Source organism: Nocardioides sp. CF8 (assembly GCF_000389985.1).
Classification (GTDB): domain Bacteria; phylum Actinomycetota; class Actinomycetes; order Propionibacteriales; family Nocardioidaceae; genus Nocardioides; species Nocardioides allogilvus.
Genome location: NZ_CM001852.1, coordinates 3863829 through 3878274, shown reverse-complemented (window position 1 = coordinate 3878274; position 14446 = coordinate 3863829). Strand labels below are relative to the sequence as shown.

16 protein-coding genes are annotated in these 14446 nt (G+C 71.4%); 4 read left to right on the top strand and 12 right to left on the bottom strand.

Annotation, left to right across the window (positions count from 1 at the left end; translation table 11 throughout):
- From pheT to CF8_RS18885, 4 genes are all read right to left on the bottom strand, one after another.
- Positions 1–1584: phenylalanine--tRNA ligase subunit beta (gene pheT, locus CF8_RS23335; RefSeq protein ID WP_010834699.1), on the bottom strand; the 1584-nt coding region annotated here is incomplete at its 3' end.
- A 1-nt stretch (position 1585) separates the two neighbouring features.
- A complete protein-coding gene (pheS, locus tag CF8_RS18895; RefSeq protein ID WP_010834698.1) occupies positions 1586–2683 on the bottom strand; it encodes a phenylalanine--tRNA ligase subunit alpha in 1098 nt (365 codons plus the stop codon).
- A 190-nt stretch (positions 2684–2873) separates the two neighbouring features.
- Positions 2874–5465 carry a DUF4153 domain-containing protein gene (locus CF8_RS18890; RefSeq protein WP_010834697.1) on the bottom strand — a complete coding sequence of 864 codons (2592 nt, stop codon included), beginning with the start codon at positions 5463–5465 and terminating at the stop codon, positions 2874–2876.
- Complete coding sequence (locus tag CF8_RS18885; protein ID WP_010834696.1) at positions 5462–6166, bottom strand: response regulator transcription factor; 705 nt, start codon at positions 6164–6166, stop codon at positions 5462–5464. The genes CF8_RS18890 and CF8_RS18885 overlap by 4 nt, the downstream gene beginning before the upstream one ends.
- Positions 6167–6282: 116 nt before the next feature.
- Here CF8_RS18885 and CF8_RS18880 point away from each other — a divergent pair, with 116 nt between their 5' ends.
- Positions 6283–6915, top strand: coding sequence for a LysE family translocator (locus CF8_RS18880; protein WP_010834695.1), 633 nt, complete (start codon positions 6283–6285; stop codon positions 6913–6915).
- 2 nt (positions 6916–6917) lie between these two features.
- Here the strand turns inward: CF8_RS18880 and CF8_RS18875 are convergent, their stop codons facing one another.
- The 7 genes from CF8_RS18875 to CF8_RS18845 all read right to left on the bottom strand — a co-directional run bounded on the left by CF8_RS18875 (position 6918) and on the right by CF8_RS18845 (position 11258).
- On the bottom strand, positions 6918–7988 hold the full coding sequence (locus CF8_RS18875; RefSeq protein WP_010834694.1) for a sensor histidine kinase: 1071 nt from the start codon (positions 7986–7988) through the stop codon (positions 6918–6920).
- 9 nt (positions 7989–7997) lie between these two features.
- Positions 7998–8264: a DUF4031 domain-containing protein gene (locus CF8_RS18870; RefSeq protein WP_010834693.1), complete on the bottom strand. Its 267-nt coding sequence runs from the start codon at positions 8262–8264 to the stop codon at positions 7998–8000.
- The gene (locus tag CF8_RS18865; RefSeq protein ID WP_036491485.1) at positions 8261–9097 is read right to left on the bottom strand and encodes a TrmH family RNA methyltransferase; all 837 of its coding nucleotides are present in this window, start codon (positions 9095–9097) and stop codon (positions 8261–8263) included. Before CF8_RS18865 ends, CF8_RS18870 begins: the two co-directional genes overlap by 4 nt.
- A gap of 2 nt (positions 9098–9099) precedes the next feature.
- Positions 9100–9486: a 50S ribosomal protein L20 gene (rplT, locus tag CF8_RS18860; protein WP_010834691.1), complete on the bottom strand. Its 387-nt coding sequence runs from the start codon at positions 9484–9486 to the stop codon at positions 9100–9102.
- Positions 9487–9541: 55 nt separating this feature from the next.
- On the bottom strand, positions 9542–9736 hold the full coding sequence (gene rpmI / locus CF8_RS18855; protein WP_010834690.1) for a 50S ribosomal protein L35: 195 nt from the start codon (positions 9734–9736) through the stop codon (positions 9542–9544).
- Between the two features lie 60 nt (positions 9737–9796).
- Entirely contained in the window at positions 9797–10462 is a 666-nt protein-coding gene (gene infC / locus CF8_RS18850) for a translation initiation factor IF-3 (RefSeq protein WP_273534379.1), read from the bottom strand.
- Between the two features lie 286 nt (positions 10463–10748).
- The gene (locus CF8_RS18845; protein ID WP_036491482.1) at positions 10749–11258 is read right to left on the bottom strand and encodes an SseB family protein; all 510 of its coding nucleotides are present in this window, start codon (positions 11256–11258) and stop codon (positions 10749–10751) included.
- A 24-nt stretch (positions 11259–11282) separates the two neighbouring features.
- Between CF8_RS18845 and CF8_RS18840 the strand changes: the two genes are divergently transcribed.
- From CF8_RS18840 to CF8_RS18830, 3 genes are read left to right on the top strand one after another with little or no spacing between them, the layout of a single operon-like run.
- A complete protein-coding gene (locus tag CF8_RS18840; RefSeq protein ID WP_010834687.1) occupies positions 11283–11726 on the top strand; it encodes a hypothetical protein in 444 nt (147 codons plus the stop codon).
- A complete protein-coding gene (locus CF8_RS18835) occupies positions 11723–12937 on the top strand; it encodes an amino acid deaminase/aldolase (RefSeq protein WP_010834686.1) in 1215 nt (404 codons plus the stop codon). Before CF8_RS18840 ends, CF8_RS18835 begins: the two co-directional genes overlap by 4 nt.
- Complete coding sequence (locus CF8_RS18830) at positions 12927–13472, top strand: hypothetical protein (RefSeq protein WP_010834685.1); 546 nt, start codon at positions 12927–12929, stop codon at positions 13470–13472. Before CF8_RS18835 ends, CF8_RS18830 begins: the two co-directional genes overlap by 11 nt.
- On the opposite strand, the gene CF8_RS18825 is transcribed toward CF8_RS18830, so the two are convergent.
- Positions 13454–14407 (bottom strand): GNAT family N-acetyltransferase, encoded by a 954-nt coding sequence (locus CF8_RS18825; RefSeq protein ID WP_010834684.1) that lies wholly within the window; start codon positions 14405–14407, stop codon positions 13454–13456. The two genes, CF8_RS18830 and CF8_RS18825, sit on opposite strands and share 19 nt — an antisense overlap.
- Positions 14408–14446: the final 39 nt, after the last annotated feature.

Below are 14446 nucleotides of genomic sequence, written 5' to 3'. Positions count from 1 at the left end.
CCAGTCGGCCTCGCCGACGAAGGGATAGCTGATGGTCTCGACCAGTCCCTCCCCGGCGAGCGTGAGCCCGACCCGGCGGCGCAACCGCTGGGACTCGCTGCGACCGCGCCCGGCCGGGGCCGGCGGCAGCACGGAGGGGACCTGGTCGTAGCCGACGATCCGCACGACCTCCTCGACAAGGTCGTAGGGGTCGGTCACGTCGGGGCGCCACGAGGGCGCCACCGCGGTGAGCGTCTCGCCGTCGAGCGAGACGTCGCAGCCGACGGCGGCGAGGTGGGCGAGCGTGGTCTCGGCCGCGATGTCGATGCCGCTGATCCGGGCCGGCAGGTCGACCGGGATGGTGATCGAGACCGGCGCCGGAGCCGTGCCGACCACCGTCGTGCCCGCGTCGGCCGTGGCGCCACCGAGCTCGACGAGCAGCTCGACGACGCGGTCGGCAGCCGCCTGCGGCAGCAACGGGTCGACGCCGCGCTCGAAGCGCTTCGACGCCTCCGAGTGGAGCTTGTGGCGCTTGCCCGCACGGAAGACCGTGACCGGGTCGAAGTGGGCCGCCTCGACGACGATGTCGGTCGTGGTCTCGGAGAGCTCGGTGCTCTCCCCGCCCATCAGGCCGGCGATGCCGATCGCCCCGTTGTCGTCCGCGATCAGCAGGTCGGCCTCGGAGAGCTGGCGCACGACGCTGTCGAGCGTGGTGAGCTTCTCACCCGCCGTCGCGCGCCGAACCCGGATCGGGCCCGCCAGCCTGGCCTTGTCGTAGCAGTGGTTGGGCTGGCCGAGCTCGAGCATGACGTAGTTGGAGATGTCGACACCCAGGCTGATCGGACGCATGCCGCTCTGCTCGAGCCGGGTAGCCATCCACGCCGGTGTCAGGGCCGTCGGGTCGAAGCCGCTGACCGTGCGCGCCACGAAGACCGGGCAGCCCTCGGAGTCCTCGACCACGACGGGGTGGCCGGCGTCGTCCGCGGCGGGAGTCGAGCGCGCAGCCGGGTCGGTGAACGGCAGCTCGAAGCCGAGCGCGGCCTCGCGCGCGATCCCCCGCAGGGACAAGGCGTAGGCCCGGTCCGGGTTGATCTCGAACTCGATGACCGGGTCGTCCATGCCGAGCACGCCGAACGCGTCGTCCCCGGGGGCACCGGCGTCGGCCGGCAGCACGATGATGCCGTCGTGGTCCCCACCGAGACCGAGCTCGGCGGCCGAGCAGATCATCCCGGCGGAGAGGTGGCCGTAGGTCTTGCGCTCGCTGATCACGAAGTCACCGGGCAGCACAGCGCCGGGCAGGCAGACCACGACGAGGTCGCCCTCGACGAAGTTGTGCGCGCCGCAGATGATCCCTTGGGGCTCCCCCGTGCCGTTGGCGTCGCCCACGTCGACGCTGCACCAGTTGATGACCTTGCCGTTCTTCTGCGGCTCCTTCTCGATGGTGAGCACGCGGCCCACCACCAGCGGGCCGGTGATCGCATCGGCCGGGTTGGTGACGGCCTCGAGCTTGAGCCCGAGCATCGTCAGCCGCTCGGTTAGCTTGTCCAGCGTGACGTCGGCCGGCAGGTCGACGTACTCGCGAATCCAGGAAAGTGACGCCTTCATCTCAGATCTCCGTCCCGAACGCACTGGCGAAGCGGACGTCACCTTCGAAGACGTCGCGCAGGTCTGTCACGTTGTGGCGGAACATCAGCATCCGGTCGATGCCGAAGCCGAACGCGACGCCGGAGTAGACCTCCGGGTCGATGCCGCAGGCGGTCAGCACGCGCGGGTTGACCACGCCGCAGCCGCCGAGCTCGATCCAGCCCTCGCCGCGGCACGTGCGACAGGCATCGGAGTCGACCCCGCGGCACACGAAGCAGACCATGTCCATCTCGGCCGACGGCTCGGTGAAGGGGAAGTAGGACGGCCGGAAGCGGGTGGTGATGCCCTCGCCGAACAGCGCGGTCGTCATGTGGTCGAGCGTGCCCTTGAGGTGGGCCATGGTGATGCCCTTGTCGACGACGAGGCCCTCGATCTGGTGGAAGACCGGCGAGTGCGTCGCGTCGACCTCGTCGGTGCGGTAGACCCGGCCCGGGCACACGACGTAGATCGGCGGCTCCTGGGTCAGCATCGTGCGCGCCTGGACCGGCGAGGTGTGGGTGCGCAGCACCAGCGCGGCCTCGGCGGGCTCGAGCCAGAAGGTGTCTTGCATCGTGCGGGCGGGGTGGTCGGCACCCATGTTGAGGGCGTCGAAGTTGAGCCACTCGGCCTCGACCCAGGGCCCCTCGGCGACGTCCCAGCCCATGGCCAGGAAGATGTCGGCGAGCCGCTCCGAGAAGGTCGTGATCGGGTGTCGGGCACCACGGCTGCGACGGTCGGTGGGCAGCGTGACGTCGACGCTCTCCTCGACCAGCATCCGCGCCTCGTGCTCCTCCTCGAGCACAGCGCTGCGCTCGCCGAGCGCCTTGTTGATCGCGCCCCGGGCCTGGCCGACGCGGGCACCGGCCTCCTTGCGCGCCTGCGGGGGCAGCGCGCCGATCTCACGGTTGGCCAGCGCGATCGGCGAGCGGTCGCCGGCGTGGTCGAGCCGGACCTGCTTGAGCTCGTCGAGGTCGGCGGCAGCGGCGATGGCGACCAGCGCCTCGTCGCGCATCCGCTCGACCTCCTCGGCCTTGAGCGGGGTGACCTCGACAGGGTCGTAGTCAGTGTTGGGGCCGGACATGGCTCCCTTTCCTTGCGCCTCGGGTGGACGGCGCGATTCTAGAAGTGGGTCGGACGGGGTTTCTCCCCGGACCCGGCGACGTTCAGGAGCACTGCGAGACGCAGGTGTCGATCAGGCGGATCGACGGGCCCCCGGACACCGTGCGGGTCCGGGGCGCAGAAATCGCTGGCTGTGGTTCACGGCGCCAACTCTACCCCGCTGGGTCCGCGGTGTAGGCGTCCATGATCGGTCCGCAGGGGTCCCCCGCGGCGTCCGGTCGGGTCGCGTCGAGGTCCAGGCCGGCGAGCGCATCCTCGGCGCGCGCTCGCCCGAGGTTCCAGCCGAGGGCGTCGTCGTTCTCCGCGCTGCGCTGGTTGCCGGGCAGGTCTCGGAGCACGCAGGCCGCGACGTCGGCAGGCAGTCCCTCGGCGATGACCGGCGCCGCGTCGGCCGAGAGCCCCTGCAGGTAGACGAGGTCCACCTGACCCGTCGCCTCGTAGCGGTCGAGGTTGCGCCCGGCCACCCAGGCGTCCGGGTTGACTGCGGCGAGCCCGAGCACGGCCACGGCACCGGTGACGAGCGCGATCCGCGGTAGCCAGCGGCCGTGCCCCAGACCGCCGACGACCATGACGAGCAACACCACGACCCCGAGCCAGCCCTCGAACACGTCGACCGTCAGTCGCAGCGTGGTGAAGCCGTACGCCTCCTGGTAGAGGCTCATCCGGTGCAGCGCCGACCCGACGACGACGAGCGTCAGCACGCAGAGCAGCCCGAGGGAGGCCCGCATCCAGCGCCGGTCGGTCGGCGCGTCCCTCACCTTGCGCGCGGCCGCCCACACGACGAACAGCGTGAGCACGGTCGCGATGGTCAGCTGTCCGAAGCCCTGGTGCACGTAGTCGGCGTACGTCAGGCCGGTCGTCCGCTCGACGTAGTCGTGCCCGCCGAAGACGGCGGTGGCCTGGGCGACCAGGAACAGCACGAAGACGGCGTCGACCAGCAGCACCGGGACCAGCCACTCGAAGCGGTTGCCGAGGGCCTCGACGACACGGCGCGGGGGCTCGACGCGGGACGGGTTCAGCGCGAGGTAGGCCGCGGCGAGCGTGACGGCGAAGACCAGGCAGCCGACGAAGACGCGGGTGACGAGGTCGTTGAAGCTCAGGGTCGGCACCAACGCGTCGATCCAGGTCGCGAACAGCGCGTCGGCCGAGGCGAAGAGGGCGCCGAAGACGCCCAGCGCGAGCAGGGAGACCACGACCGTGCGCACGATCGCGGGTGTGCGGCCGCCGGTGCCGACGACGCGCAGTGCCCGACCGAACCACGGCAGTCCGCGCAAGGACGACAGCGGCCAGGAGATCCCGGCGAGCAGGAAACCGGCCGGGGTCCGCGCGTTCGTGACCCCGATGAGGAACACCCCGGCGGCGGCGAAGACGCCCAGCAGCGCGATCCCCTCGGCGTCGCGCAGCATCAGCGGCAGCACGAGCAGCGAGGCGAGCAGCGTGCAGCCGATCGTGAACGCGTTGCGGCGGTGCCGTGCCGTGACGTACGCCGCCGTGCCGGCCCCCAGCAGCACCAGCACCCACGAGAGGCCGGGCGCGGTGAAGGTCATCGTGGCACCGGCCAGGACCCCGACCAGTGCGGACGCCACCACCACGCGCAGGCCGGCGAGACCGGGCCGCTCGGGCCAGAACGCCCCGAAGAAGGAGTCCATCCCGGGCGGCGGGGTCGGTGCCTCGACCGGCAGCGGCGTGTAGGTCGGCGGCACGGAGGGTGCCGGTGGTGTGGTCGGAGCAGTCATGGTCGCCTCCTCGGGCGGGCTCGACAGGTCGGGCAGCTCGAGCCGGAGCAACGCCCCGGACCGGCCCGGGGCAGGATCGGTGAATCGGAGGGTGCCGCCGTGCAGCTGCGCCACCCAGCGGGCGACCGCGAGGCCGAGCCCCGTGCCGCCACCGCTGGGGTCGGTGCCGAAGCGCTGGAACACCCGCTCCCGGTCGGACGGGTCGACCCCGGGGCCACGGTCGGCGACCGTGAGCCACCAGCCGGTCGGCGTACGACCGGCGTCGATCCGGACCGGGGAACCGTTGGGCGCGTGCCGCGCGGCGTTGTCGAGGACGTTGACGAGCAGCTGGCGCAGCCGCGCCTCGTCGGCACGCACGACCAGCTCCTCGGGTACGGCGACGTCGAACTCACCCGTGCGGCCGGCGGCGCTGACCTCACCGAGGCAGTCGGTCACGAGCGGGCGGACGGCGACGTCGGTGTCCTGCAACCGGGTCACGCCCGCCTCGAGCCGCGACAGCTCCAGCAGGTCGGCGACCAGCCGGCGCAGGCGCTCGGCCTGGGCGAGCGCGCCGTCGAGGTGGGCGGCATCGGCCGGGACCACACCGTCGGCGAGGTTCTCCAGGACGGCGATCATCGCGGCCAGCGGCGTGCGTAGCTCGTGGGAGACCGTGGCGATCAGGTCGCGCCGCTCGGCCTCGACCAGGGCGAGGTCGCCCGCCATCTGGTTGAAGACGGCGGCCAGCCGGCCGACCTCGTCGGTGGACGTCGTGTGGACGCGACCGGTGTAGTCACCGCGAGCCATCCGCTGCGCGACCTCGGTCATCGAGCGCAACGGCGCAACCATGCCGGCCGCGAGCAGCTGGGTCACCCCGAGCGTCAGCAGCACCGCGACCGGCAGCGTGAGCCACACGGGCACGCCCGCCGACGACCCGAGGGTGGCCAGCAGCGCAACCACGACAACCGAGACCGCCACCAGCGCACCGAGCTTGACCTTGATGCTGGTGACCGCGTCGAGCAGTGCCTTCACGCCGGCACCTCGAGGGCGTAGCCCACGCCGTGCACCGTGCGGATCCAGCCGGCGCCGAGCTTCTGCCGCAGCGCCTTGACGTGGCTGTCCACGGTGCGTGTCGCCACGCCGTTGAGCGTGGCCTCGCCCCAGTCCCAGACGTCGGCGAGCAGCCGTTCGCGGGTCAGCACCTGGCCGGGGCTGCTGACCAGGCAGACGAGCAGGTCGAACTCCGTCGGGGTGAGGTGCACCTCGGCGTCGCCGATGGTCGTACGTCGCGTGCCCGGGTCGACGCTGAGCGCGCCCTGGACCAGCGGCGAACGGTGAGCGGTGGTCGCCGCCAGCTCGGCCGCGCGCTCGACCCGGCGCAGCAGGGCCGCGACCCGGGCCACGACCTCGCGCATCCGGAACGGCTTGGTGAGGTAGTCGTCGGCGCCGACACCGAGCCCGACGAGGATGTCCGCCTCGTCGTCGCGGGCCGTCAGCATCAGCACCGGGACCGGGCGCTCGGCCTGGATCCGCCGGCACACCTCGTGTCCGTCGAACCCCGGCAACATCACGTCGAGCAGCACCACGGCCGGCTCGGTCCCGGCTGCGAGCTCCACAGCGGACGGGCCGTCGAAGGCCTGGGTCACGAGGTAGCCCTCGGCGCGAAGCCGCTCGGTCACCTGGTCGTTGATGACCCGGTCGTCCTCGACCACCAGCACCCGTTGTCCGCTCATGTCCTGACCTTAGGAGTGCAGCTGCGCAGGAGACGGGGACGACTCGTGAAGGTTGTGTGCAGATACGGCCCCGGAATCGGATTCTCGTACGGCGCCCGCGGCCCTACCCTTGGCTGGTGCCCACCACCAGCCAGCTGCTCGCCTTCGCGCTCGCCTCGATCCTGTTCATCCAGGTGCCGGGGCCGAGCCTGCTGTTCACGATCGGGCGCGCCCTCACGGTGGGTCGTCGTGCGGCCCTCCTGTCGGTGCTCGGCAACGCGCTGGGGCTGCTCGCCCAGGTCGTCGCCGTGGCGCTCGGGCTCGGTGCCGTCGTGGCGGCCAGCGCAGCGGCGTACACCGTGCTCAAGGTCGTCGGCGCGGGCTGGGTCGTGTGGCTCGGCATCCAGGCCATCCGGCACCGCGGCGACGCCCGGCTGGCTCTCGAGCTCGGCGAGCGGCTGCCGGAGCGGACGAGCGCGGCGCTGCGCACCGGCTTCGTCGTGGGCGCCACCAACCCCAAGACCATCGTCTTCTTCGTGGCGTTCCTGCCGCAGTTCACCAACGCCGCGGCAGGTCACGTCGGTGCGCAGATCGCCTTCCTCGGCGCCCTGTTCGCGGTGATGGCCGTCGCCTCCGACTCGGTCTGGGCCCTGGCCGCGAGCCGGGCACGCGAGTGGTTCGCCCGCAAGCCTCAGCGGCTGGACGCGATGGGCACCGCCGGCGGCGTGATGATGATCGGCCTCGGGGCCACGCTCGCCACGACTGAGTGACCTCAGCCCGGACGCAGGTCCTCCGACGGCCAGTCGACCACCACGCGGGCGCCGACCCTGGGGGCCTCGGTCACGAAGACCGATCCGCCGTGGGCGCGGGTGAGCCCGCCGACGATGTACATCCCCAACCCGGACCCGCCGCTGGCGCCGTGCTTCCAGAACTTCGTGAAGATGCGGTTGCGCATCTCCTTGGCGATCCCCTCGCCCTCGTCGTCCACGCAGATGCGCACCCCCGTGAAGGGCGCGTCGGCGGGCAGGGCCGACAGCGACACCAGCACCAGCCCCTGGCCGTGGCGGACCGCGTTCTCCACCAGGTTGGTCACCACCTGGGTGAACTTGTCGGGGTCGGCGAAGATCTCCGGCAGTCCGTCGACCGCTGACAGCTCGATGGCCCGGCTGGTGCCGGCGCCGACCGAGTCGACGACCCGCTGGGCGAGCGCGACCGCGTCGGAACCGCGGGGATAGAGCGGCAGCCGGCCGGTGTCGATGCGAGCGACGTCGAGCAGCTCGGCGATCAGGCGCACGAGGCGGTCGGCATCGGCGTTGACGGTCTCCAGCATCAGCTTGCGCTGGTCGTCGTTGAGCTTGTCCCAGCGGTTGAGCAGTGCCTGCACGAAGCCCTTCACACCGGTCAGCGGCGAGCGGAGCTCGTGTGCCACGGTCGCGACGAGGTCGGAGCGCTCGCGGTCCAGACGGGCCCGACCGCGACCACTGCGGATGCCGATGGCGATGCCCACCACCGGCTCGCGCGGGGCTTCACGGACGAGCCGGGCGGTGGTCAGGACCTCTTCGCCGTCGGTGTTCAGCCACGACTGCTCGGGGATGGCCGTGCGTGTGGACAGGCTCCGCTCGGGCTGGTTGACCTGCCACCAGTTGCGGCCGTCCTGGTCCTGCAGCCTCAGCACGGCGTCGACGTGGGCGCCGGTCGCAGCGTCCACGTCGATCCCGAGCAGGCGGGCGGCGTGGTCGTTGATGAGGGTGATCTCCCCGTCGACGGTCGCTCCGACGATGCCGTCGGGATACAGGTCGACCAGCGACCGCAGCCGCGTGGGCCTCGAGTCGATGCGGGACACCGGCTCAGACTAGTCGGACACCGCGGCCTTGGGCCGCCGCAACCCGGCTCGGCGCAACCGCACCACGAGCTCGCGGGAGCTCACCGGCACTGCCCCGGCCGCCAGCACTGCGGCGTACGACTCGGACGGGACGTCGTAGTGATCGCGATCGAAGCCGCGGGCGGGGATGCCGATGGCGAGTGCGAAGGCGTGCAGCTCCTGGTAGGACTCGTCGCTCGCGAGGTGGGACCAGGTGCGGCCCCAGCGCTCGACGGCGGGCGGGTCGATCAGGATCATCGCTCGACCGTGGGGTGCTGCGCCCGGGCGCTGGCGTAGAGGCACACGGCCGCCGCGGTCGACAGGTTGAGGCTCTCGGCGCGGCCATGGATCGGGATCGAGACCCGGTGGTCGGCCAGGGCCGCCAGCTCGTCGGGGAGTCCCCACGCCTCGTTGCCGAACAGCCAGGCGGTGGGCCCGGTCAGGTCGGCCCCGAACAGGTCCACGTCACCGGCTCCGTCGGCGGCCAGGACGGTGAAGCCGGCCGCGCGCGCGGTCGCGACCGCCGCCGCCGCGTCGGGCTCGAGGGCGATCGGCAGGTGGAAGACGCTGCCCACGCTGGCGCGGACCGTCTTGGGGTTGTAGAGGTCGACCGAGTGACCGGCCAGCACGACGCCCGTCGCGCCCGCTGCGTCGGCGGTGCGGATGACCGTGCCGGCATTGCCGGGATCACGGACGTCCGCGCAGATGACGAGGAGCCTTGGTTTCGACTCGCTCGCTGGCGCTCGCTGCTCAACCAGCGGCGAGCTGTCGCCGAGCACGGTGGAGACGGGTACGTCGAGGTGGCGGCACAGCGCCACGACGCCGGCCGGGCTGACGGCGTCGGACAACGACGCGAGCGCCCGGTCGTCGACCAGGGTCACCAGGCGTGCGGGCGCCAGCAGGTCGGCGTACGTCTCGGCCGCCGCAGGCGTGGCGAAGACCTCGACCACGCAGTCGGGCACGGCGAGCGCGCCCTCGACGGCCTTCGGGCCGTCAGCAAGGAAGAGCCGCCGCTCGGTTCGCACCGAGCGGCGGCTCAACTTGCGAGCCTCCTTGACGCGGGCGTTGCCCACCGTCAGGGGAGTGCTCATGTTCAGGCGGAGACCTTGGGCGCGTTGACGTCCTCGGGCAGCGCAGCCTTGGCAGCCTCGACGAGCGCGGCGAAGGCCGGGGCGTCGTTGACGGCGAGCTCGGCGAGGATCTTGCGGTCCACCTCGATGCCGGCCAGGTTGAGGCCCTGGATGAAGCGGTTGTAGGTCAGACCCTGCTGGCGGGCAGCGGCGTTGATGCGCTGGATCCACAGCTTGCGGAAGTTGCCCTTGTTCTTGCGGCGGTCGTTGTAGCTGTAGACCAGCGAGTGGGTGACCTGCTCCTTGGCCTTGCGGTACAGGCGCGAACGCTGACCGCGGTAACCGGAGGCGCGCTCGAGGACAACCCGGCGCTTCTTCTGGGCGTTTACCGCCCGCTTGACGCGTGCCATTTCATAACTCCTAGATCAAAAACTTGTGGGGTGCGAGTGGGGAGAGTCGGGAGACTCAGAGACCCAGCATCTTCTTGGCACGCGGGACGTCGGCCTTGGCGACCTCGACGGTGCCCGACAGACGACGGGTGACCTTCGAGGGCTTCTTCTCGAGGTTGTGGCGCTTGCCAGCCTTCTCGCGAAGGATCTTGCCCGAGCCGGTCACGCGGAAGCGCTTCTTGGCACCGGAATGCGTCTTGTTCTTCGGCATCTCTGTCTCCTCTGATCTGTGATGTCTTGGTGCCGACGTGCGACGTGCGTGAGCCGTGACTCAGGCTTCGACGTCGTCGTCGAGGTTCTCGGAGCGACCGCGCTCCTTCTTGGCGGCCACCGGGCCGGCAGCGTGGGCTGCTTCGCGCTCGGCGTCCTCGGCGGCCACGAGCGCTGCGCGCTCGGCCATCTTCTCTTCCTTGGCAGCGGCGGCGTCGATCTTGGCGTCGGCCTTCTTCTTGTGCGGACCGAGCACCATGATCATGTTGCGGCCGTCCTGCTTGGGCGAGGACTCGATGAAGCCCAGCTCCTGGACGTCCTCGGCCAGCTTCTGCAGCAACCGGAACCCGAGCTCGGGACGGTGCTGCTCGCGACCGCGGAACATGATCGTGATCTTGACCTTGTCGCCGGCCTTCAGGAAGCGGACGACGTGGCCCTTCTTGGTCTCGTAGTCGTGCGCGTCGATCTTGGGACGAAGCTTCATCTCCTTGATGATGACGTTCGTCTGGTTCCGACGGGCCTCGCGAGCCTTCTGGGCGTTCTCGTACTTGAACTTGCCGTAGTCCATGAGCTTGCAGACAGGCGGCCGGCCCTGTGGCGCGATCTCGACCAGGTCGAGGTCTGCCTCTTGGGCAAGCTTCAACGCCTGATCGGTCGGCACGATGCCGACGGTCTCGCCATTGGGTCCGACAAGCCGGACCTCGGGAACGCGGATCCGCTCGTTGATTCGCAGCTCGGTGCTGATGTGTCCTCCAGTGATTTTGGGTGGTTGTACGACCCCCCGGGAGGCACTGCCCGCCTCGGACGTGGTCCGAAATGAAGAATGGCTCCCGCTTTGTCCAAGCGGAAGCCAGCGTCAGGTGCAGAAAATTCGGGTGGAATGATTCTGCGCCTGATCCGGACCGGAACCCGACGACCAGTGGTCGATGCGGGTGGGAGACGAACGTGCTGTCTCCGCTTGGAGGATCGGCCCCGCAAGCGGGACTGATCGGTCAACACCGAAGATTAGCCGATCATTCCGGTGCTGGGCCAATCCACGCCGCCTGCTCCCCCACCATCGCCAGCCGCCACCCCGCGGCGAGGGCGATCAGGTCGTCTCCCTCGACCACCACGGTGGTCGGCCCGGCGATGTCGAGCACCATCGCGGCCGCCTCCTCCTGCACCGCCGACTGCGCGGCCAGCTTCGCGACCACGGGCACCGGCCGGGCCTCGGGGTTCCAGCGGGCGAGCGCGTCGGTGGAGGTGAAGGCCAGCAGCGCCAACCGGCCGTCGCCCCCCTGCATCAGCACTGCTGCCATGTCACTGGTCTTGTCGTGGGCGAGCCCGCGCTCGTCGTACTCCACCTCCCCCAGCATCGCCACCACCGGAACAAGCAGGCGGGCGTCCTGGACTGCCAGCAGCACCTCGCCGTGGCTGGCGGTGCCACGCGCGTGTGCGGCCAGTGCGGCGGCCAGGGTCGCGTCGGCCGCGCCGGTGTCGCCCGCGAATCCGGGGTCAGGGATGAGTCGCTCCACGGGACCCATTGTCCACTGTGCCAGTCTGGACTCGTGGACGAGGCAACCTGGGCGGCGCTCGCCGCGACGCTGACCGTGCTGGGACTGGTGTGGACGTGGGTGTCCTACCGGCGCCGCGGGATCGCCGGCGGCATGCGAGCCCTCGGCTTCACGATGCTGCCCGTCGCCGCGTGGCTGACCGGCACGCTGGAGATGTTCACCGAGATCGCCGGCTCGGTCACCGACTGGGCGACCGGGCTGGTGCTCAACCCGATCACCTGGACCGGCATCGGCCTGGCCGGCTCGGGCATCGTCCTGATCGTCCTCGCCGGCTATCTCCGCGACCGCCAGCTCGCCCGCGGGCAGCAGGCGACGAGCACCCCCCGGACCGGCAGGACCCTGCCCGAGGCCACCTCGACGCGTGAGCCCGGCGGGTCGGTGGTGGACGACGACCTGGCCGACATCGAGGCCCTCTTGAAGCGGCGCGGGATCCAGTGACCGACTTCGTCGGGCGCAACCGCCTCTGGGCGCGCCTCAACACCGCGGTCGCCCACCACGCCGACCACCTCGCCACCCCCATCGCGGTCGTCGACCTCGATGCCTTCGACGCCAACGCGGCCGACCTGGCGCGCCGCGCGGCCGGCAAGCCGGTCCGGGTGGCGTCGAAGTCGCTGCGCGTCCCCGCCCTGATCGAGCGTGCCCTGGCCCACCCGGGCTTCGCCGGCGTCCTGGCCTACACCCTGCGCGAGGCGCTGGTGCTGCACGAACGCGGTGTCAGCGACGACATCGTGGTCGCCTACCCGACCGTGGATCGTGGCGCCCTGGTCGATCTCGTGCAGTCGCCCGCCGCGGCAGCCGCGGTGACCCTGATGGTCGACGACGTGGCACACCTCGACGTCGTCGACTCGGTGCGCTCGTCCAAGGCGGTGCAGGTCCGCATCGCCCTGGACGTCGACGCCGGGCTCCGCCTCGGCAACCAGCACGTCGGGCCGAAGCGCTCCCCCCTCTACGACGCCTCCGCCGTGGCCGAGCTCGCCCGGACGGTCGTGGCCCGCGACGGCTTCCGCCTGGTGGGGGTCATGACCTACGAGGGCCAGGTCGCCGGCGTACCCGACGACGTGCCGACGCAACGCGCCAGGTCACTGGTCGTGCGCCGGCTCAAGCAGGCCTCGGTCGCGCAGCTGGACGTACGCCGCCGCGCGATCGTCGAGGCGCTGCGGCCGGTCGCCGACCTGGAGTTCTTCAACGCCGGCGGCTCCGGATCGGTGGAGTCCACGGTCGCCGACCCGTCGGTCACCGAGGTGGCCGCCGGTTCGGGCCTGCTGGTCCCCGGCCTCTTCGACCACTACCAGTCGTTCGCACCCCGCCCGGCCGCCTTCTTCGGGCTGCGGGTGAGCCGCAAGCCGTCGCCGACGCTGGCCACCGTCCACGGCGGCGGGCTCGTCGCCTCGGGAGCGGCCGGCGACGACCGCCTGCCACTGCCCTGGGCACCGCCCGGGCTGCACCTGACGGGACTGGAGGGCGCGGGTGAGGTGCAGACCCCGCTGACCGGCCACCCGGCGGCGATGCTCACCATCGGCGACCTGGTCTGGTTCCGGCACGCAAAGTCCGGGGAGCTCTTCGAGCACGTCAACCACGTCCACCTCGTCTCCGGCGAGGAGATCGTCGAGACCGTGCCGAGCTATCGCGGCCTCGGGCATGCCCACTGACCGGGCCGCGCAGGTCCTGGCCCATGCCCTCGACGCCGCACCCACGCTGGGCGCAGGCCGGCTGATCTGCATCGACGGCCCCGCCGGCGCGGGCAAGACGACGTTGGCGGCTTCGTTGGTCGGGCTGACCGGGGCGCAGGTCCTGCACGCCGACGAGCTGCTCGAGGGCTGGGGTGGACTCCCCCACCTGGGCGCGACGATCGAAGCGGTGCTCCGCCCGCTCGCTGCGGGCCAGCCGTCGCAGTGGCGGCGCTGGGACTGGCACGCCGACGGCTGGGCCGAGACCCACCCGATCACGCCCGCCCCCGTGCTGGTCATCGACGGTGTCGGGTCCGGCGCAGCGGCGTACGACGACCTGATCACGACGCTGGTCTGGGTCGAGGCGCCCCCCGAGGTGCGGCGCACCCGCGCGCTCGCGCGTGACGGCGACGACTTCGCACCGCACTGGGAGCAGTGGGCAGCCGACGAGGCCGAGCTGCACACCCGCGAGCGCACCCGCGAGCGCGCGGACCTGGTCTACTCCACCAACGCGTAGCTGTCCTGGCGGTAGCGCACGGCGTAGCCCGCTCGCTCGTAGATGCCCAGGGCGCCGGTCGGGTTGGCCGTGTCGACGTCGAGGCTCGAGGTGTCGAAGCCCGCGGCCTTGCAGGCGTGCAACGTGTGGGCGAGCAGGTTGGTGGCGAGGCCCCGTCCGCGGTAGTCGGGCAGGGTGCCGACGTAGGCGACGTAGGCCTCGCGACCCTGCTCCCCCGACGGCGCGATGGCGTACTCGTGGGCGAAGACGTAGGCCGCCACCGCGTTGTCCCGAGCCGGGTCGCGCAGGACGAAGGACTGGTCGTTGCGCACGTGGGCGGGGGTGACCATGAAGTTGGCCCAGTTGATCAAATCCGTCTCGGTGTAGCCCGGGTAGCCGGCGAAGGCGCGGTTGTGGGCGGTCCGCAGCTCCTCCGCGTCGGCGGGATCGACGGTGCCCAGCACCAGCTCGTCCGGCAGCACCGGGGCGGGCAGCTCGTCCAGCGCCGAGAACATCAAGAAGTTGTGGCGGTCGAGCGTGAAGCCCTGGGAGCGCAGGAGGTCGGCCTGGTCGGCTCGCCCCTCGAGCGCGCGCGTGTTCACCCGCATGGACTCCTCGGGCGCGTCCCGCACGTGGATCTCGCGCGCCGCGGCGACCGCGCGACCGAGCATGAGGGTGCCGATGCCGCGTCCCAGGTGGGCGGGATCGACGTCACCGAAGAACAGGAAGGGGTGCACCCCCTCGCTCGAGGTCCTCGGCAGGATGGTCGTGAAGGCGATGATCTCGTCGTCGAGCCAGCACCCCTCGAACACGATTCCCGGATAGTCGCCGAGGATCTCGACGACCTCGCTGGCGGCGAGCTCGAAGCCGGTCGGGTGGTCGGCGACGATCCGTCTCATCAACGCCGCCACGGCGTCGGCGTCCTCGGGGGTGACCGGTCGCGGCTGCAGCGTCATGCGCTGGATCCTAGGTGTTCTGTCCGGACAGGTTGGGCA